Below are 17,811 nucleotides of genomic sequence, written 5' to 3' on the forward strand. Positions count from 1 at the left end.
CGTGTTCGGCCCTGACCTGACCGGTGGGTACACTGGAGCAAGGCGCAGAGTCTCTTCCGGAGCCGCCGCCCCCGCGCGGAGGCCTCCCGGGTCGGAACTGCTGTGCAGGTCTGAGACCGCAACCGGCAACTGAGGAGAACGGCCCGAGACATGTCCAACCCGATCTTCAACACGCAGGCCTTCCCGGACCAGTTCGACGAGAAGAAGCGGCAGCGCAGCTTCACGCTGAACGGTCAGGGACAGGTCACCGAGAACACCCAGTACCCCTCGCAGGGGCAGACCTACGCCCAGCAGCACGGTATGCCCGGCCGACAGTCCGGGCAGGACGAGCTGAACCAGATGTACGGCCAGGCCTCGCCCTCCGGCGAGGACATGGGTCGGATGACCTTCGACGACGTCATCCGCAAGACCCTCATCAGCTTCGTGGTGGTCATGCTCGGTGCCGGCGTCTCAGTCACCGCCGGCGTGGCCGCGTCCGGCCTGCTGTTCCCGCTGATGCTGGTCGGCATCTTCGGCGGTCTGATCCTCGGACTGGTCAACGCCTTCAAGCGCGAGCCGAACGTGGCCCTGATCCTGGCCTACAGCCTGACCCAGGGGCTGTTCATCGGCGCCTTCTCGTTCATCCTGGAGATGCGGTTCCCCGGGATCGTGGTACAGGCCGTGGTCGCCACGCTGATCGTCTTCGGCACCATCCTGGCGCTGTTCAAGTCCGGCAAGGTCCGGGCCAGCCCGAAGCTGACCAAGATGTTCATGGTGGCCGCGACCGCCTACCTGATCTTCTGCTTGGTGAACCTCGGTTTCATGCTGCTCGGCGGCACCAGCTCCATGTTCGGCCTGCGCACCGAGTTCAGCCCGTGGATCGGCCTGGCCATCGGTGCCCTGGCCGTCCTGCTGGCCACCTACTCGCTGATCATGGACTTCACCAACATCGACGAGGGTGTGAAGGCCGGCGTCGCCCAGCGCTACGGCTGGTCGGCCGCCTTCGGTCTGACGGTCTCCATCGTCTGGCTCTACATCGAGATCCTGCGCATCATCGCCATCGTCCGATCCATGGCGGACTGACGGAGGCCGAGCCCACACCACCGATCGCTGCAGCGGGTCCGCACGAACCGAACGGGGTTCGTCGCGGGCCCGTTTCAGTCGGAACGGACCCCGACGGACGAGTCACAGACCGCGACTCACACACTGTGTCAGGATGGACCGCATGACAGCTGAGCACGAGCAGCCCGGCGCATCGAACACCCTCGGTGCGACGGCGACGAAGGAGCCCGAGACGGGCTCCGGCTGGGCCCATGCGGTGCGCGACGAGCGGGACCACGCCGTCCCCCGCCGGGAGCGGATGTCTGAGGAGCAGCGCATCCAGGAGGACATCCCCTGGGGTGTGCGCATCGCCGCCTCGTGGTCCTGGCGGGTGCTGATCATCCTCGCCTTCACCGGTGTGATGATCTGGCTGCTCTCCTACGTCTCCCTGGTCATCATCTCCCTGCTCATTGCAGCCCTGCTGGCCACGCTCATGCGTCCGGTCCACAACTTCTTCCGGAAGCTGAAGTTCCCTGCGATCCTCGCGTCGTTGAGCTCAATCGTCGTGCTCGTCGGCTTCGTCGTCGGGCTGCTCTACCTGGTGGGACAGGAGATCATCCAGGGCTTCGCCGAGATGGCCGACCAGGTGACCCGAGGGCTGCTGGACCTGCTCGGACAGGCCGAGGACGTCGCGGCCGGATTCGGCGTCGACCTCTCGCAGGACCAGGTCACCTCGTGGCTGAGCGACCTGCAGTCGACCATCCAGGATCACTCGGACACCATCCTCGGCGGGGCGATGACGATCGGCACCACCGCCGGAAACATCATCACCGGTCTGATCCTGGCGCTGTTCACCCTGATCTTCTTCCTCTCCGACGGTCGTCGGATGTGGGACTTCTCCGTGAACTTCGTGCCGCGCAAGCACCGCCCCGCCGTCCACGGAGCCGGTCGCCGCGGGTGGGCGGCACTCAGCACCTACGTCCGCGTCCAGGTCTTCGTGGCCGCCGTCGACGCCGTCGGCATCGGCATCGGGGCGGCGATCCTGGGCGTGCCGCTCGCCCTGCCGGTGGCCGTGCTGGTCTTCCTGGGCGCCTTCATCCCGATCATCGGTGCCGTGCTGACCGGAGCCATCGCCGTGCTGCTGGCGCTGGTGGCCAACGGACTGGTCAACGCGCTGCTGATGCTCGGCGTGGTGCTGCTGGTCCAGCAGTTGGAGTCCAACGTCCTGCAGCCCATCGTGATGGGGAAGGCCGTCAACATCCACCCGTTGGCCGTGGTGCTCGCGGTGACCGGCGGCACCCTGCTGCTGGGCATCGTCGGCGCACTGTTCGCCGTGCCGGTGCTGGCCTTCCTGAATCGGGCGGTGCGCTATGTGGCCAACGAGGAGTGGCGCCGGGACGACGAAGCCGTCGAGATGGACAGACGGCTCCAGGAGGAGGGCGCCATCCAGGAGGTCGAACAGGCCGAGCTGGAGGCCGAGGAGCTCGAGAAGCTCGCCGGACTGAAGAGCCGCATCAAGGCCTCGGTGCCCAGCCTGACGGCGGGGTTCAACCCCCACCGCGGCCACCACGACCACCACGGCGGCCAGGAGCTCACCGGACACCATCGGGGGAAGAGGGGCTCAGCCGTCGACGAGGAGCACCGTCGGGACGACGACCGGAGCGGCGGCCACGCCGCCGACTCCGGCCCCGAGTCGGAGCGAGGCGACCACGAAGGACGATGACATGACCCAGCAGCCTGCCGCCGCGACCCCACTGACGACCCAGGAGCGACCGGGGGAGGAGCTCACCGTCCGACTGCAGGACGTCGAGGTCGCCGCCCGCATGCTCGACGGGGTCATCGTGCGCACGCCCCTGGAGCACTCCCGGGCGCTGGGGCGGATGACCGGTGCCACGGTCCACCTCAAGTGCGAGAACCTGCAGCGTGCCGGCTCCTTCAAGGTCCGCGGCGCATACGTGCGGATGGCGCGTCTGACGCAGGCGCAGAAGGACCGAGGCGTGGTCGCGGCCTCGGCGGGCAACCATGCTCAGGGAGTGGCGCTGGCCGCGAAGAAGCTGGGGATCGGGGCGACCATCTACATGCCCCGCGGAGTGGCTCTGCCCAAGCTCGCGGCCACCCGGGACCACGGTGCCGAAGTCGTCCTCCACGGGTCCAACGTCGATGAGGCGCTGGCCGAGGCCGAGCGCTTCGCCGCCGAGACCGGTGCCGTGTTCATCCACCCGTTCAACAATGAGGACGTCGTCGCCGGCCAGGGAACCATCGGACTGGAGATCCTGGACCAGCAGCCCGACGTGGACACCGTGATCACCAGCATCGGCGGAGGCGGCCTGCTGGCGGGGACTGCGGTGGCCATCAAGCAGGAGGCCGCCCGGCGGGGTCAGAAGGTCCGAGTCATCGGCGTGCAGGCGGCCAACGCCGCTGCCTACCCGCCGTCGCTGGCCGCCGACGCCGTGGTGCCGCTCAAGGGGGTGCGCACCATCGCCGACGGTATCGCCGTGGGCCGCCCGGGACAGATCCCCTTCGACATCATCCGTGAGCTGGTCGACGACGTCGTCACCGTCAGTGAGGACTCCATCGCCCAGGCGCTGATCTTCCTGATGGAGCGCTCGAAGATGGTGGTCGAGCCGGCCGGCGCGGTCTCGGTGGCCGCGCTCCTGGAGGGCAAGCTGAAGGAGCTGGGCATCGACGCCCGCTCGGTGGTCGCGGTGCTCTCCGGCGGGAACATCGACCCGATGCTCATGCTCAAGGTCATCCAGCGCGGACTCTCCGCGGCGGACCGCTTCCTGACCGTGAAGCTCATGCTCAAGGACCGTGCCGGTGAGCTGGCGACGATCTCGAAGATCATCTCCGACGCCGACGCCAACGTCACCGGGGTGGACCACTCGCGGATCGGCGGCGCGCTGTCGATGGGCGATGTGTCGATCACCATCAACATGGAGACCAAGGGCACCGAGCACTCCCACCAGGTGCTCGACGACCTGCGCCACCAGGGCTACGAGCCCATCGTCATGAACTGAGGGCCCGCTCAGCTCGCGCGGGTCAGCCGGAGAACGGCTCCGCGGCGACGATCTCCACCGGGATGTCCTTGCCGTTGGGTGCGGCGTAGGAGATCTCGTCGCCGACCTTGTGGCCGTTGATCGCCTCACCGATGGGGGAGCGCAGCGAGTAGACGTCGAGGTCCGAGTCCCCGGCGATCTCGCGGTTGCCGAAGAGGAACGTCATCTTCTGCCCCGCGATCTTCGCGGTGACCATCATGCCGGGCTCGACGATGCCGTCGTCGGCCGGGGCGTCGCCCACGTAGGCGTGCTCGAGCAGGTCGGAGAGGTAGCGGATGCGGGCCTCCGCCTTGCCCTGCTCCTCCTTGGCCGCGTGGTAGCCGCCGTTCTCCTTGAGGTCGCCCTCCTCGCGGGCCGCCTCGATGCGATCGACGATCTCCTGGCGACCCGGGCCGCTGAGGTGGTCCAGCTCGGCCTTGAGCCGGTCATAGGCCTCCTGGGTCAGCCACTGTGCGTTCTCGTCGGTCTCGTGAGCGTTGGTCGCCACTGTCGTCTCTCCTCGTCCGGTACATGCAAAAAGACCCCGCCTCACGAGCGGGTCGACTGCCGGGTCACGCCCGAGCCGTCCCAGGGCGGGGTGGTGATGCGTCCCCAGCATAGTTGCTCCAGCGACTCACCTCAACGCGCCCGCCGAGGAGGGCGCGGCGGCGTCGGTGCTCGTCAGAGCGTCATGACGAACGCGATCACGAACATGGCCAGCATGGCCAGCGCGATCGGGGCGCGCATCCGGTACAGCAGCGAGTCCCGCCTCATGCGTCGACCTCCCAGCAGCGGTCGACGATTCCGGTCACGGCCCGGTACTCGGTGCGCAGGTCGGTCTCGAAGTACCGGCTGCGGTCCTCCGCGGAGCTGCCCTCCTCGTCCGGGCCGATGGTGACGATGGTGGCGCCCACCACCGCGTAGGAGGAGTCCAGGGCATGCAGCATGCACTGTGCGGTGACGTCGAAGTCCTTGCTGACTTCGTAGTCCACCGTCATCTGGGTGTCGGAATGGATGGTGTATCCGACATCCTTGTAGGTGAGCTGTCCGACGGCGTTGCCGATCGCGAAGTACACGGCCGCGGCGACCGCCGCCGCCAGGGCACCGATGATCAGCCAGCGGCGCGTCCGCGGGCTCAGCCCCGAACGGGCCGAGCCGTAGCGCCCGGCGAGGGTGTCCTGGGAGGGCGAATCGGTCATCGCGACTATTCTAGGTCCTCAGACCTGCCGTCCGGACATACCCGTCCGCCGATGACCTGATCGGAGAGAGCCCAGTGACCTCGAGTCCTCAGATGACCGCGACGTCGGACGCCGACGTCCTCGACGTGCCGCCCTCGCAGGGGCTGCGTCTGCTCGCCGTCCACGCACATCCCGACGACGAGGCGTCCAAGGGCGCGGCGATGATGGCCGCCTACGCGGCGGCCGGCGCGCAGGTGATGGTGGCCACCGCGACCGGCGGCGAGGCCGGCGACCTGCTGAACCCCGCGGCCGAGTCCGCGCACAGCGACCGCGACCTGACCGGGCTGAGGAGGCTGGAGATGGCCGAGGCCGCCGAGGCCCTCGGCGTCGAACACGTGTGGCTGGGATTCGTCGACTCGGGGCTCCCCGACGGCGACCCCATGCCGCCGCTGCCCTTCGGCAGCTTCGCCACCCTGCCCGTGGAGCAGGCCGCCGCACCGCTGGTGCGGCTGATCCGGCGCTTCCGCCCGCACGTGGTCATCTCCTACGACGAGAACGGCGGATACCCGCACCCGGACCACATCATGAGTCACCGGATCGCCGTCGAGGCCTGGGAGCGCTCCGGCGACGACACGTTCTACCCGGGCGCCGGTGAGCCGTGGACCCCGCTGAAGCTCTACTACGACCGCGCGTTCAACCCTGCCCGGTTCCGCGCGATCCATGAGGCGCTGCTCGAGGCGGGGCTGGACTCGCCGTTCGGCGATCGGCTGAGGCGCTTCGAGGACGGAGACATGCCGTGGCGGGCCTCCCACGAGACGACGACCCAGGTGCCGATCGGCCGGTTCCTCGAGCACCGGGACCGTGCGCTGCGGGCGCACCGCACCCAGGTCGACCCGGACGGCTTCTTCTTCGCCACGCCCAACGACTTCGTCCGCCGAGTCTGGCCCTACGACGACTACGTGCTCATCGACTCCAGGGTGGAGACCCGCACTCCGGAGGACGACCTGTTCGCCGGACTGCGCTGATGAGCCGCCCCCGACCCGCGTAGACTGGTCCGGCGACGAGAATCCCTGAGGCGAGAGACTCCCTGTGCATCTTCTTCCCGTACTGACCGACTGGTGGCCCGGAGGCGGCGGCCAGGACGAAGGTCCTGCCCTGCGCGAGGGGCTCGAGGAGTCCGACATCACCCCCGGCATCGAGGGGTTCCTCTTCACGGCACTGATCGTGGTGCTGCTGATCTTCATCGTGCGTGACATGATCCGGCGCATGCGTCGGATGAAGTACCGGGCGCAGATCGAAGCGGAGGCCGACGGGGACGAGCCGGAGTTCCCCGGTGAGGTGACCGCCGCGCAGATCAGCGAGTCGCAGCTGCGGGCCCGCGAGGCCGCCGCCGCCCAGCGCTTCGGGGCAGCCCCCGTCGCGGAAGAGGCGACGAGGCGGGACCCTGCCGCCGAGGCTGCGGAGTCGTCCGCACCCGAGGACCTCGAGGGCGGACGACCTCGGGAGCGATGACCGCGGGCGCACCGACGGCACGGGAGCGGCTCGACCGTCTGCAGGTCTGGGCCTATCTGGTGGCCGCGGCGGCGGGACTCCTGGCCGGATCCCTCGCCCCCGGCGCCTGGGCCTCGGCCGAGGTCCTGGTGTGGCCGCTGCTGGCCGCCCTGCTCTTCGCCACCTTCACCCAGACCCCGTCGGCCGACATCCCGCGGGCGTTCGCCGACCGGCGCTTCCTCGTCGTCGCCGTGGTCGGGAACTTCGTGGTCATGCCGGGGGTCGCCTTCGGACTGACCCGGTTCTTCGAGGACGGGGACCCGGTGCAGATCGGGCTGCTGCTGGTCCTGCTGGTGCCCTGCACCGACTGGTTCATCACCTTCGCCCACCTCGGCCGGGGCGACGGCGCCCGTGCGGCGGCCCTGACCCCGCTGAACCTGCTGCTCCAGCTCGGCCTGCTGCCGGTCTATCTGTGGCTGATGACCGATGTGCAGGTGCTCACCGTCGACTCCGGGTCGCTGGTCGCCGCGGTCGCCGTGGTGCTGGTGCCGCTCGCAGCGGCGTTCGCGCTGGAACGGCCGCTGGGCCGATCGGACCGCGGTCGGGCGGTCCGAGAGCGGCTCGGGCTGCTGCCGGTGCCGCTGCTGGCCGTGGTGGTGCTGATGGTCACCGCCGTCCACGCACCGCAGGTGATAGGCGCTGCGGACCTGCTGCCGGCCGTCGCCGTCGTGGTGGTCCTGTTCCTCGGGGCCGCACTGGTCGCCGCAGCGCTGCTCGGAGCGGCTGGTCGGCTCCCGATGCGATCACGAAGGACGCTCGCGTTCTCGTTCTCCACGCGCAACTCGTTCCTGGTGCTGCCGGTGGCCCTGGCGCTGCCCGTGGGGTGGGAGATCGCCCCGGTGGTCGTGGTGCTGCAGTCCCTGCTGGAGCTGCTGGCGATGATCGTCCTCGTGCGCCTGGTGCCCGAGGCGCTCTTCAGGGAGCGTGCCGGCGAATCCCGGTGACCCGGTGACCCGGTCGCCCGGTCAGCCACCCAGCAGCGCGAACATGATCGCGATGTAGTGGCACACGAATCCGACCAGCGTGCAGGCGTGGAACAGCTCGTGGAATCCGAACCACGTCAGTGAGATGTTCGGCCTCTTGAGCCCGTAGAAGAAGGCTCCGGTGATGTAGGCCGCGCCGCCGGCGCAGATCAGGATCGCCGAGACCGTGTTCGCCGCGAAGAAGTCACCGATGAAGATCACCGCGGCGAGCCCGAGCAGCACATAGACCGGGACGTAGAGGGCCCGCGGTGCGGAGGTCCAGAACAGCCGGAAGGCCACTCCTCCCAGAGCGCCCGCCCAGACGCCGGCCAGCAGGATCGCGTCCCTGGGCTCCGGCAGCAGGGCCAGGGTCAGCGGGGTGTAGGTCCCGGCGATGATCAGCATGATGTTCGTATGATCCAGCCGTTTGAGCACCAGGGCGGTGCGGGCGGACCACCGCCCCAGGTGGTAGGTGGCCGAGACGGCGAACAGCAGCAGCCCGGTGATCGCATACACCACCGAGGCGACGGTGAGGATCCCGCTGGGCGAGAGGGCGATCAGCACGATGCCGGCGGCCAGGGCCAGAGGCACCATCCCGGCGTGCAGCCAGCCCCGCATCTTCGGCTTCAGAGGGATGTGGGAGTCGAAGAGTCGGTCCGCCGGTGCGACGCCGTCGCCGCGAGGATGATCCTGGGCTCCGGCGTCGTGCCGGGCGCGAGCGTCGGTCATCGTCATGGGATGCAGTGTACTCGCCCTATATGACCGCTGAGTAACAAGCCGGCGTCCCACCGGGATCGGTCGGGCATGTGTACCGTGGAACGGTTCCTCGACGGAGAGCGAAGGGGGAGGGGATGGCACTTCAGGATCTGCTCTACCGTGCCTACGAGTCGCGCCTCCACTGCAGTCTGTCGCCGGACCGGATGCCGCGGCACATCGGCGTCGTCGTCGACGGCAATCGGCGGTGGGCCAGGCTCGCCGGCGGCTCGACCTCCGACGGCCACGCCGCAGGAGCCCGCCGCATCGTGGAGTTCATCGGCTGGTGCGCCGAGCTGCGGATCCCCACCGTCACCCTGTACATGCTCTCCACCGACAATATGAACCGGTCGGCCGAGGAGCTGGAGAAGCTCACCGAGATCATCGGCGACACCCTGGACAGCCTGGCCGAATCCCGGCCCGGCGGCCGGCCGGTCCAGGTGCATCCGGTGGGGGCCCCGGACCTGCTCCCCGAGGCGCTCGCGGCGCGGCTGCATGAGATCAGCGGGCCGCAGGAGGCCCCGGCCGTCCACGTCAACGTCGCCGTCGGGTACGGCGGGCGGCGGGAGATCGTCGACGCCGTCCGTGAGCTGCTCCTCGAGGCGGACGGGGCCGGCCGCACCCCCGCGCAGGTGGCGGCCGAGCTCAGTCCGGCCGACATCTCCGCGAAGCTCTACACCCGCGGGCAGCCCGACCCCGACCTCATCATCCGCACCTCCGGGGAGCAGCGGCTCTCCGGATTCCTGATGTGGCAGTCGGCGTACTCCGAGTTCTACTTCTGCGAGGCCCTGTGGCCCGACTTCCGGCGGGTGGACTTCCTGCGCGCGCTGCGTGACTTCTCCCGGAGGGGACGGCGCTTCGGGGGCTGACCTGGACTCCTGTCACGGGAAGTTCACCGGCTCGTCACATCGCGACACGGCCTCCTCCACACCCACGAGGTCGGGCGCGTCTACGCTGAAGGTGTCAGCACCCCTGACCGGAGAGGCTCTCGATGCCGTGTCCTCGGACCATCGATCACAGGGGTCGGCTCGGCCCCTCGGCCGCTCCGACCAACACCGATCGATGCGCGGGGGCGCTCGGCCCCCGGGTCTGGAGCCATTGTGACTGCTGTCAGCACCTCCCAGGACGCCCTGACCGGCGCGACCTCCGACGTCGAAGCCGTCGTCGCCGGGGCCGTCGCGCAGAAGACCTACATCCTGGACACCTCGGTCCTGCTCTCCGACCCTCGGGCGATCACCCGGTTCGCCGAGCATGACGTCGTCGTGCCGGTCGTGGTCATCTCGGAGCTCGAGCACAAGCGTCACGACTCCGAACTGGGCTACTACGCCCGGTCGGCGCTGCGCCTGCTGGACGAGCTGCGGATCACCCACGGGACGCTCAACAGCCCCGTGCCGCTGAACGACGAGGGCGGGACCCTGCTGGTGGAGCTGAACCACATCTCCCTGGAGGTCCTGCCGCACGGGTTCCGCGGCAGCGACAACGACTCCCGGATCCTCGCAGTGGCCAAGAGCTTCGCCGACGAGGGCCGCGACGTCACCGTGGTCTCGAAGGATCTGCCGATGCGTGTTAAGGCCTCGGCGATGGGACTGGACGCCGATGAGTACCGCAACGAGTGGGTCGCCGACTCGGGGTGGACGGGCCTGGAGTCGGTCACCGTATCCGACGAGCAGCTCTCCGAGCTCTACTCCGCCGAGCGGATCGTCCTGGAGGAGGCCGCCGGGCTCCCGAAGAACACCGGTCTGGTCATCCACTCCGGCACCGGCTCCGCCCTGGGTCGGCTGCACGCCGACGGCGAGGTGCACCTGGTGCGCGGCGACTCCGACGTGTTCGGGCTCTACGGACGCTCTGCCGAGCAGCGTCTGGCCATCGACATGCTGCGGGACTCCGAGGTCGGCATCGTCTCCCTGGGCGGCCGGGCGGGCACCGGCAAGTCGGCCTTGGCGCTGTGCGCCGGCCTCGAGGCGGTGCTGGAGCGCGGCGAGCACAAGCGGATCGTGGTCTTCCGCCCGCTGTACGCGGTCGGTGGTCAGGAGCTGGGGTACCTGCCGGGCTCCGAGGCGGAGAAGATGAACCCGTGGGGCCAGGCCGTCTACGACACCTTGGGCGCTGTGGTCTCGGAGAACGTGCTCGACGAGGTCGTCTCCCGCGGGCTGCTGGAGGTGCTGCCGCTGACCCACATCCGTGGGCGGTCGCTGCACGACGCGTTCGTCATCGTCGACGAGGCGCAGTCGCTGGAGCGCAACGTGCTGCTGACGGTGATGAGCCGGATGGGTCAGAACTCGAAGATCGTGCTCACCCACGACGTGGCCCAGCGCGACAACCTGCGGGTCGGTCGGCACGACGGTATCGCCGCCGTCGTCGAGATCCTCAAGGGCAATCCGCTGTTCGGGCACATCACGCTGACCCGCTCGGAGCGCTCGCGGATCGCCGCCCTGGTCACCGACCTCCTCGAGGAGCACTGAGAGGGAGCACCGAGGGGAGCACTGGGGAGAGCACCGACCCCCGGGTCCGACGCGGAGGGGTTCAGCGGTGCTTCTCGAGCTTCTTCGCGTACTTCAGGGCCCTGCGGTGTTCGCGGTCCGCGCGGATCTGACGGGTGCTGCCCAGGGCCGCGATGACACCTCCGGCCGCTCCGGCGAGGTGACCGGTCCAGGAGATCCCGGACTGGGGCAGCAGTCCGACCAGGAACGGCACCAGGTAGCCGGCCAGCACCAGCAGGGCGGCGAGCAGCGGCAGCGGACGTCGGGTCGCCCATCCGTAGACCACCAGGAACGTGGCGAACCCGTAGACCAGGATCGACGCGCCGATGTGGACTCCGGGTGTGCCGATCACCCAGAGCACCGCCGTGCCCAGCAGCCACACCGCGGCGGTGATCCGCAGCAGCCGGCCGGTGACCGCGGCGGCGATCGCCCCGAGGAGGAGCAGGGCCACCGAGTTGCCGATCAGGTGGGTCCATCCGCCGTGGAGCAGCGGTGCGAAGACGACGCCGACGAGCCCGTCGAGGCTGCGCGGGCGCAGCCCCAGTGATGAGGAGAGCCAGCCGGCTCCGAAGAAGTTGACCACGTGGACCGCCCACATGACGCCGATGAGGATCAGCAGCGGAGCGAAGATCCCCAGGGTGCCGGTGCGCGCGTCGCGCATGATCGCGCCCCAGGAGTCGCCGGTCTCGCTGCGCGCCGGCTCCGAGGCGGGGTCGTACGCGGCGGGGTCGCTGCGGCGTGCCATAGGTGCCTCCTGCTCGGACGGTCGGAGGACAAGTCTATCGAGCGTGTCTGAACGGTGCGCCTGAACAGGATGCGCCTGAGCTGGACCGGGAGGATCTGGTACTCCACAGCCTGCGGCTGCGGAGATGAGAGGTGCCGAACCTCTCCGTAGAGTGGCGGACGTGATCGGACTGCTCGGTGAGACGCTCAGCTCCGGCGGCTGGAGTGCGGCCGCCGGGATCCTGCTGATCCTCGGTCTGAGCGGTTCCACGGTCTGCGCGCTTCTGCTCACGGTGGTGGACCTGCGGGAGCATCGCCTGCCCAACCGCATCGTCTACCCGTGGACGGCGACGACGGCGGGGCTGCTGCTGATCGTGTCCCTGGTGATGGGCGACGTCGGCGTCTGGGGGCGGGCGCTGCTCGCCGGGGTGGTGTGGTCCCTCGGGTTCCTGGTGGTGAAGCTGATCCATCCGCCGTCGATCGGAATGGGCGACGTCAAGCTCGCGGCGGTGCTGGGGCTGTGGGCTGGGTTCGTGGGATGGTCGACCCTCGGCGCCGCCGTCGTGGTGTCGTTCCTCCTCGGGGGAGTGGTGTCCCTGGTGCTGCTGGTCACCCGCCGTGCGAACCGCAGCACGCGCATCCCCTTCGGGCCGTTCCTGCTGGGCGGGACCGCGCTCGCGCTGGTGATGTGGTGAACTGGGCCTCAGAGCCGACCCGCCCACGGAGGTGACCAGAGGTGCCCACCCCTGACTTCATCCGCGAGCTGCGCGAGCACGTCGGGACCGCAGAGCTGTGGATCCCCGCGGTGCGAGGCGTCGTGGTGCGCCGCACGGCCGACGAGCCTGAGGTGCTGCTGGTCCGACGGACCGACTCCGGCCGCTGGACGGTGACCTCCGGGATCCTCGACCCGGGGGAGCAGCCGGCGGTGGGGGCGGTCCGGGAGATCGAGGAGGAGACCGGGGTCCGTGCCCGGCCGGTGCGGGTGGCCGGTGTCTTCGCCTCGCATCTGATCGAGTATCCCCACGGGGATCGGTGCCGCTACCTGGACACCGTGCTGGAGATGGAGGCCGTCGGGGGCGAACCTCGGGTCAACGACGAGGAGTCCGTAGACGTGGGGTGGTTCCCGGTCTCAGAGCTGCCGGAGCCGATCACCGACGATCAGCGGATGGTGATCGGCTGGGTGCTCGACGCTCAGGCCCCGGCGCGGTTCTTCGACGAGCCGCCGGGTCGGTACGCTCAGCACGTCACTCTGCCGCCGACCCCTGAGGAGCAGCCATGGCACGGATCCTGACGCTGGTGCTGATGGGCATCGTCGTCTTGGTGGCCGTGGCGATCGCGGTGGCGTTCGTCGCCGTCATCTGGCAGCTGGCCACCCGGCGCGGGGCGGACGACCGACGGCGGCACGACGAGGGTGACCCCGACGTGCCGCCGTGGCAGCGCTGAGCGTGGTGACCGTGAGGTGACTCAGCCCGGCTGAGTCATGGACTTCACGTCGAGTGCCGAGTCCAGCTGATCCTCGGTGAGGTCCCCGCGCTCCAGGTAGCCGAGCTCGACGACCGCTTCGCGCACGGTCTTCTTCTCGGTGACCGCGTACTTGGCGATCTTCGCGGCGGCCTCGTAGCCGATGTGCTTGTTCAGCGGGGTGACCACTGAGGGGGAGGCGCCGGCGAAGAAGCCGCAGCGCTCCTCGTCCGCGGTGAGGCCCGTGATCATCTTGTCCGCCATCACGTAGCTGGTGTTGGTCAGCAGGCGGACGGACTCGAGCAGGTTGGCGGCCATGACCGGGATGCCGACGTTGAGCTCGAAGGCGCCGTTGGTCGAGGACAGGGCGACGGTGGTGTCGTTGCCGATGACCTGGGCGCAGACCTGGATGGCGGATTCGCAGATGACCGGGTTGACCTTGCCGGGCATGATCGAGGACCCGGGCTGCAGGTCCGGGATGCGCAGCTCGCCGAGACCGGTGTTCGGACCGGAGCCCATCCAGCGGAGGTCGTTGTTGATCTTCATCAGCGAGTAGGCGATGGTGCGCAGCTGGCCGGAGGCCTCGACGAGTCCGTCGCGGTTGGCCTGGGCCTCGAAGTGGTCCCGGGCTTCGGTCAGCGGCAGGCCGGAGTCCTCGGCGAGGTGACGGATCGCCTTCTCTGCGAAGCCCAGCGGAGTGTTGATCCCTGTGCCGACGGCGGTGCCGCCCAGCGGGACCTCGGCGACGCGGGGGAGTGCGGCGTCGACGCGCTCGATGCCGTAACGGATCTGAGCGGCGTAGCCGTGGAACTCCTGGCCCAGGGTCACCGGTGTGGCGTCCATCAGGTGGGTGCGCCCGGACTTCACGACGTCCTTGAACTCCTCGGCCTTGGCCTCCAGGGCCTCTGCCAGGTAGGTCAGGGCGGGCTTGAGGTCGTTGATCAGCGCCGAGGTCGCTGCGACGTGGACCGAGGTGGGGAAGACGTCGTTGGAGGACTGCGAGGCGTTGACGTGGTCGTTCGGGTGGACCTCGTTCTCCGAGCCCTTCTCCTTGAGCGACCGGTTGGCCAGTGTGGCCAGAACCTCATTGGTGTTCATGTTCGAGGAGGTGCCGGAGCCGGTCTGGAACACGTCGATGGGGAAGTGCTCGTCGAGCTCCCCGGACTCGACCTGTTCGGCGGCGGTCGAGATGGCGTCGGCGAGCTCCTGGTCGAGGACCCCGAGCTCGGCGTTGGCCCGTGCGGCGGCCTTCTTCACCCGGGCCAGGGCTTCGATGTGGGCGCGCTCGAGGGTGCGTCCGGAGATCGGGAAGTTCTCCACGGCGCGCTGGGTCTGGGCGCGGTAGAGGGCGTGGGCGGGCACCTTCACCTCGCCCATGGTGTCGTGCTCGATGCGGAATTCGGTCTCAGCAGAGTTCTCGGTCATGGTGCCATTCTAAGGAGCCTGCGCGGGGCCGCCACCCTGTCGCCGCCCTGTGACGGAGCCTGTCGCCGGCGAGGACGGGGGAGTTCGGGCGTGGTCATCCACAGGACAGGACCGTGAGATGGAATCGACGTGTCCAGGGTCGATACACTCGTCCGCGGTTGAGAGACGACACCTGAGTGAACGTGATTCGTAACTGGATGGGATGACTGATGACGTTTGAGGGGGCTTCGGTGGGGCGTGCCCACCGATCGACGACGGCCGGATCGAATTGGTCCGCCTGGCACGTGCGGAGTATCGCGACTGCCGCGGCACTGGGGCTGCTACTCGTCGGCTGCGGGGGCGATGAGGGTGACGCTGATGACGATGGTGGTGATCAGGAGACCGTCGACGCGGCGACCGAGGAATCGGAGGAGGCTGAGGACAGCGACGACGAGGGTGACGACGACTCCGACGAGGACGAGCCCGTTCCGGCGTCCTCTGGCGGACCGGCGCAGAATTGGCCCGAACCAGAGAAGCCCGACGCCATGTTCGAAGAGACCGAAGAAGGCGCCATCGCTGCCCTCGAGTACTGGTGGGAAGTTCGAGAGCACGCTAGAAACACTGGTGATCTCAGTGTGCTTCGTGAGATATCAACCGAGGACTGCCGAATGTGCCAGTCCGAAATCGACACAGCGGACCAGGCCTATCAGGAGGGGGCTTGGTTCGTGCAGCAGCCAGATCAGGTGACGGTCGTGTCGACCGAGATCATGGATGAATCGCTTGCACTTGTTCAGTTCGATCTCGACCCAGGGTCATTCGAGGGGTACTCAGACGACGGACTTCATGCTGACTCCGAGGGTGGAGACCCTGCGGGTTGGGAGGCCGACCTCGTATTCGACGAGGAGTGGGCGGTATATGAACTGGAGCTCATGACAAGCGCCGAGGATGAGGGATGATCGCGTTCGTTTCCTGTGCTTTCATTACTCTGTCTCCCGAAGAAGCAAGTCAGGACATCTTCGCTGATCTTGACGAGAACGCAGCGAGTGTTGAAATCGAGCGAGCGATTCCCAGCTCCGGAGGTTCAAGTAGCAACCGTCCCAACTCATCTGAGGGTGATCGTCCAAGATCAGCCCCGCCATCGGGCCCCAACGGTGCATCAACTCCTAGCCCAGATCGACCGGGATCTAGTCGTGAGGATCGAACCGTGGAGGGCGGAGATTCAGGCGGAGGGGGCCTGGAGATTCCGTCGACGATGGATCCGCTCAATGCGTGTGGTGAGGGGGAGGTCTTCTCCGCAGGTGAGGAGTGCGTCTCCGAGACCGCCCAGCAGGAATGCCAGGACGACATGGACGGCCTCACCGTCCCCTTCATCTCTCTCGACGGACTCTGCGACGACTTCGGAGCATACGAGCCCGATGAGAGTATGGCCGTCCCGGTCGGGGACGGAGGCGGAGGTGCCGGAGGCGACGGTCTGCCGTCCGAACCGGACGGCGCCCCGATGCCGGTCGCAGATGAAGTCAGCGAGGACGACCTCGCCGTGGAGATCAGCAGCGGCTTCGCCGAACTCGGCATCGAACCGGCCTCCGTCGAATTCCACCCCGACCTGCTGGGCTTCGGATACGTGGATCGACACAGGAACATGTCAACCTCGCTAAACTAGGTGCATGGACGCCGCCCTGTATACGCGCATCAGCATGGACCGCACCGGCGAACGCCTCGGAGTGGAGCGCCAGGAGTCCGCCTGCCGGAGGGTGGCCGAGGAACGCGGCTGGAAGATCGCTGAAGTGTTCTCCGACCCCAACGTCTCCGCGTTCGACGCTAAGGCCCACCGCCCAGGCTACGAGCGGCTGCGCCGTGCTTACGCCGACGGCCGGTTCACCGCCCTGGTGGTGTGGGATCTCGACAGGCTCACTCGACAGCCCAAGCAACTTGAGGAATGGCTGGAGGCCGCCGAGCGGCAGGGGCTCTCCCTGGCGACTGCTACCGGCGAGGGCGACCTGACGACTCATGAGGGCCGCATGTTCGCCCGCATCAAGATCTCTGTGAGTCGGTACGAGTCAGAGCAGAAGGGCGCACGGCAACGCCTGGCCAACCGGCAGCGGGCCGAGGCCGGCAAGCCGCTGGTGAGTCGCCGCCCGTTCGGATTCGAGAAGGACCGGGTCACGCACAACCCCCGCGAGGCCGACGTGACGCGCCAGATCTACGCCGACTACTTGGCCGGAGTCTCGCAGCGGGAGATCGCCCGGAGGCTCCAGCAGAAGGGCATCAAGACGGCAGCCGGCAACGAGTGGCAGCAGGCCTCGGTGCGAAACTTCATCAGGTCACCGCGGAACGCCGGCCTGGTGATCCTTCACGGCGAGATCATCGGGCAAGGCGAGTGGGACCCCATCGTGGACCGAGAGACCTACGAGGCAGCCCAGGCGAAGATGCGCCGCTCCACCGCCGCCCAGCGGGAGGGCGGCTGGTCCGTGGATGCGAAGGGGACGCCGAAGCATATCCTCACCGGCCTGGCGACCTGCGGTGTCTGCGGTGCGACAGTCACTACGGGCTACAACGGGCAGGGGAGCCGGCTCGTCACCTGCCGCGCTTCGGGATGTGTCGGTCGGCAGGCTCAGGCCGTCGAAGATCTGGTGGTCCGTGTCGTCCTCGGCCTGGTCCAGCGGGACGGTCTGGCAGCTCTGCCTGAACGGCAGGGGTCGGATCGGGCGGCCCTGGTCCAGGAGAAGGCCACACTGCAGAAGCGGCAGGAGCAGCTGGCCGCTGACCTGGCCGACACCGACATGACCTCGGCACAGTTCCGGGCGATGAACACCCGCTTCACCGAACGGCTGGACGAGATCAACCGGCAGCTGACCGCAGCCTCTGACGCTGCGGACCTGCGCCCGCTGATCGACGCTGACGACGTACACGCCGCCTGGGACCAGCTCGATCTCGCACGCCGCCGTGCCGTCATCAGCGCCCTGGTGGACGTGACCGTGATGCCTACGACCCGGGGCGGTCGGTTCCGTCCGGAGCACATCAGGATCACTCCGAAGGCCTGACGACACGCCGCGACACGCCGGGTTCTGGACTTCTCTCAACAGAGTCCACACCTGTGGAGAGCGGGCAGGCCGGATGGTTCCACGGAGTGTTTCACGGCGTGTCGCCCCACTAATCGCTGCCGAATGACGCCGCGAGTTGTTACGGATTATCCGCGTCATCACGGGCAACAATGCGAATAGCCTACCGGAATTCATCAGCGCCG

19 protein-coding genes are annotated in these 17,811 nt (G+C 68.4%); 14 read left to right on the forward strand and 5 right to left on the reverse strand.

Features of this window, described 5'->3' with window-relative positions; all coding sequences use genetic code 11:
* Window positions 1-150: 150 nt before the first annotated feature.
* The 3 genes from N7E59_RS08105 (at window position 151) to ilvA (ending at window position 4,037) form a co-directional block, all read left to right on the forward strand.
* Window positions 151-1,062, forward strand: coding sequence for a Bax inhibitor-1/YccA family protein (locus N7E59_RS08105; RefSeq protein WP_261624420.1), 912 nt, complete (start codon window positions 151-153; stop codon window positions 1,060-1,062).
* Window positions 1,063-1,204: 142 nt separating this feature from the next.
* The gene (locus tag N7E59_RS08110; protein ID WP_261624421.1) at window positions 1,205-2,743 is read left to right on the forward strand and encodes an AI-2E family transporter; all 1,539 of its coding nucleotides are present in this window, start codon (window positions 1,205-1,207) and stop codon (window positions 2,741-2,743) included.
* Between the two features lies 1 nt (window position 2,744).
* Window positions 2,745-4,037, forward strand: coding sequence for a threonine ammonia-lyase (gene ilvA, locus N7E59_RS08115; protein ID WP_390905027.1), 1,293 nt, complete (start codon window positions 2,745-2,747; stop codon window positions 4,035-4,037).
* Window positions 4,038-4,059: 22 nt separating this feature from the next.
* Here ilvA and greA read toward each other — a convergent pair whose 3' ends face one another.
* Together greA and N7E59_RS08125 are read right to left on the reverse strand one after the other, a co-directional pair.
* On the reverse strand, window positions 4,060-4,563 hold the full coding sequence (gene greA, locus N7E59_RS08120; RefSeq protein ID WP_261624422.1) for a transcription elongation factor GreA: 504 nt from the start codon (window positions 4,561-4,563) through the stop codon (window positions 4,060-4,062).
* Between the two features lie 262 nt (window positions 4,564-4,825).
* Window positions 4,826-5,254: a DUF4307 domain-containing protein gene (locus tag N7E59_RS08125; RefSeq protein WP_261624423.1), complete on the reverse strand. Its 429-nt coding sequence runs from the start codon at window positions 5,252-5,254 to the stop codon at window positions 4,826-4,828.
* Between the two features lie 92 nt (window positions 5,255-5,346).
* Here N7E59_RS08125 and mca point away from each other — a divergent pair, with 92 nt between their 5' ends.
* The 3 genes from mca (at window position 5,347) to N7E59_RS08140 (ending at window position 7,728) form a co-directional block, all read left to right on the forward strand.
* Window positions 5,347-6,258 (forward strand): mycothiol conjugate amidase Mca, encoded by a 912-nt coding sequence (gene mca / locus N7E59_RS08130; protein WP_261624424.1) that lies wholly within the window; start codon window positions 5,347-5,349, stop codon window positions 6,256-6,258.
* 64 nt (window positions 6,259-6,322) lie between these two features.
* Entirely contained in the window at window positions 6,323-6,745 is a 423-nt protein-coding gene (locus N7E59_RS08135; RefSeq protein ID WP_261624425.1) for a hypothetical protein, read from the forward strand.
* A complete protein-coding gene (locus N7E59_RS08140; RefSeq protein WP_261624426.1) occupies window positions 6,742-7,728 on the forward strand; it encodes an arsenic resistance protein in 987 nt (328 codons plus the stop codon). The genes N7E59_RS08135 and N7E59_RS08140 overlap by 4 nt, the downstream gene beginning before the upstream one ends.
* Before the next feature lie 21 nt (window positions 7,729-7,749).
* On the opposite strand, the gene trhA is transcribed toward N7E59_RS08140, so the two are convergent.
* A complete protein-coding gene (gene trhA / locus N7E59_RS08145) occupies window positions 7,750-8,481 on the reverse strand; it encodes a PAQR family membrane homeostasis protein TrhA (protein ID WP_390905028.1) in 732 nt (243 codons plus the stop codon).
* A 116-nt stretch (window positions 8,482-8,597) separates the two neighbouring features.
* Between trhA and uppS the strand changes: the two genes are divergently transcribed.
* Together uppS and N7E59_RS08155 are read left to right on the forward strand one after the other, a co-directional pair.
* On the forward strand, window positions 8,598-9,368 hold the full coding sequence (gene uppS / locus N7E59_RS08150) for a polyprenyl diphosphate synthase (protein ID WP_261624427.1): 771 nt from the start codon (window positions 8,598-8,600) through the stop codon (window positions 9,366-9,368).
* Window positions 9,369-9,629: 261 nt separating this feature from the next.
* Window positions 9,630-10,961: a PhoH family protein gene (locus N7E59_RS08155; protein WP_261624443.1), complete on the forward strand. Its 1,332-nt coding sequence runs from the start codon at window positions 9,630-9,632 to the stop codon at window positions 10,959-10,961.
* A gap of 61 nt (window positions 10,962-11,022) precedes the next feature.
* Here the strand turns inward: N7E59_RS08155 and N7E59_RS08160 are convergent, their stop codons facing one another.
* On the reverse strand, window positions 11,023-11,724 hold the full coding sequence (locus N7E59_RS08160) for a rhomboid family intramembrane serine protease (protein ID WP_261624428.1): 702 nt from the start codon (window positions 11,722-11,724) through the stop codon (window positions 11,023-11,025).
* A gap of 160 nt (window positions 11,725-11,884) precedes the next feature.
* Here N7E59_RS08160 and N7E59_RS08165 point away from each other — a divergent pair, with 160 nt between their 5' ends.
* Genes N7E59_RS08165 through N7E59_RS08175 form a run of 3 tightly spaced genes read left to right on the forward strand, consistent with a single transcriptional unit; the run spans window position 11,885 to window position 13,145 of the window.
* On the forward strand, window positions 11,885-12,397 hold the full coding sequence (locus tag N7E59_RS08165; protein WP_261624429.1) for a prepilin peptidase: 513 nt from the start codon (window positions 11,885-11,887) through the stop codon (window positions 12,395-12,397).
* A 41-nt stretch (window positions 12,398-12,438) separates the two neighbouring features.
* Complete coding sequence (locus tag N7E59_RS08170; RefSeq protein ID WP_261624430.1) at window positions 12,439-12,993, forward strand: NUDIX hydrolase; 555 nt, start codon at window positions 12,439-12,441, stop codon at window positions 12,991-12,993.
* On the forward strand, window positions 12,978-13,145 hold the full coding sequence (locus tag N7E59_RS08175; protein ID WP_261624431.1) for a hypothetical protein: 168 nt from the start codon (window positions 12,978-12,980) through the stop codon (window positions 13,143-13,145). Before N7E59_RS08170 ends, N7E59_RS08175 begins: the two co-directional genes overlap by 16 nt.
* Window positions 13,146-13,166: 21 nt before the next feature.
* Here N7E59_RS08175 and N7E59_RS08180 read toward each other — a convergent pair whose 3' ends face one another.
* Window positions 13,167-14,588, reverse strand: a complete 1,422-nt coding sequence (locus N7E59_RS08180) for a class II fumarate hydratase (protein ID WP_261624432.1) — start codon at window positions 14,586-14,588, stop codon at window positions 13,167-13,169.
* Window positions 14,589-14,797: 209 nt separating this feature from the next.
* Here N7E59_RS08180 and N7E59_RS08185 point away from each other — a divergent pair, with 209 nt between their 5' ends.
* The 3 genes from N7E59_RS08185 to N7E59_RS08195 are packed head-to-tail and all read left to right on the forward strand — an operon-like array spanning window position 14,798 to window position 17,608.
* Window positions 14,798-15,523 (forward strand): DUF6318 family protein, encoded by a 726-nt coding sequence (locus N7E59_RS08185; RefSeq protein ID WP_261624433.1) that lies wholly within the window; start codon window positions 14,798-14,800, stop codon window positions 15,521-15,523.
* Window positions 15,520-16,227, forward strand: coding sequence for a hypothetical protein (locus tag N7E59_RS08190; protein ID WP_261624434.1), 708 nt, complete (start codon window positions 15,520-15,522; stop codon window positions 16,225-16,227). The genes N7E59_RS08185 and N7E59_RS08190 overlap by 4 nt, the downstream gene beginning before the upstream one ends.
* 4 nt (window positions 16,228-16,231) lie before the next feature.
* A complete protein-coding gene (locus N7E59_RS08195) occupies window positions 16,232-17,608 on the forward strand; it encodes a recombinase family protein (protein ID WP_261624435.1) in 1,377 nt (458 codons plus the stop codon).
* Window positions 17,609-17,811: the final 203 nt, after the last annotated feature.

This window comes from Nesterenkonia marinintestina (assembly GCF_025420485.1).
GTDB lineage: Bacteria > Actinomycetota > Actinomycetes > Actinomycetales > Micrococcaceae > Nesterenkonia > Nesterenkonia marinintestina.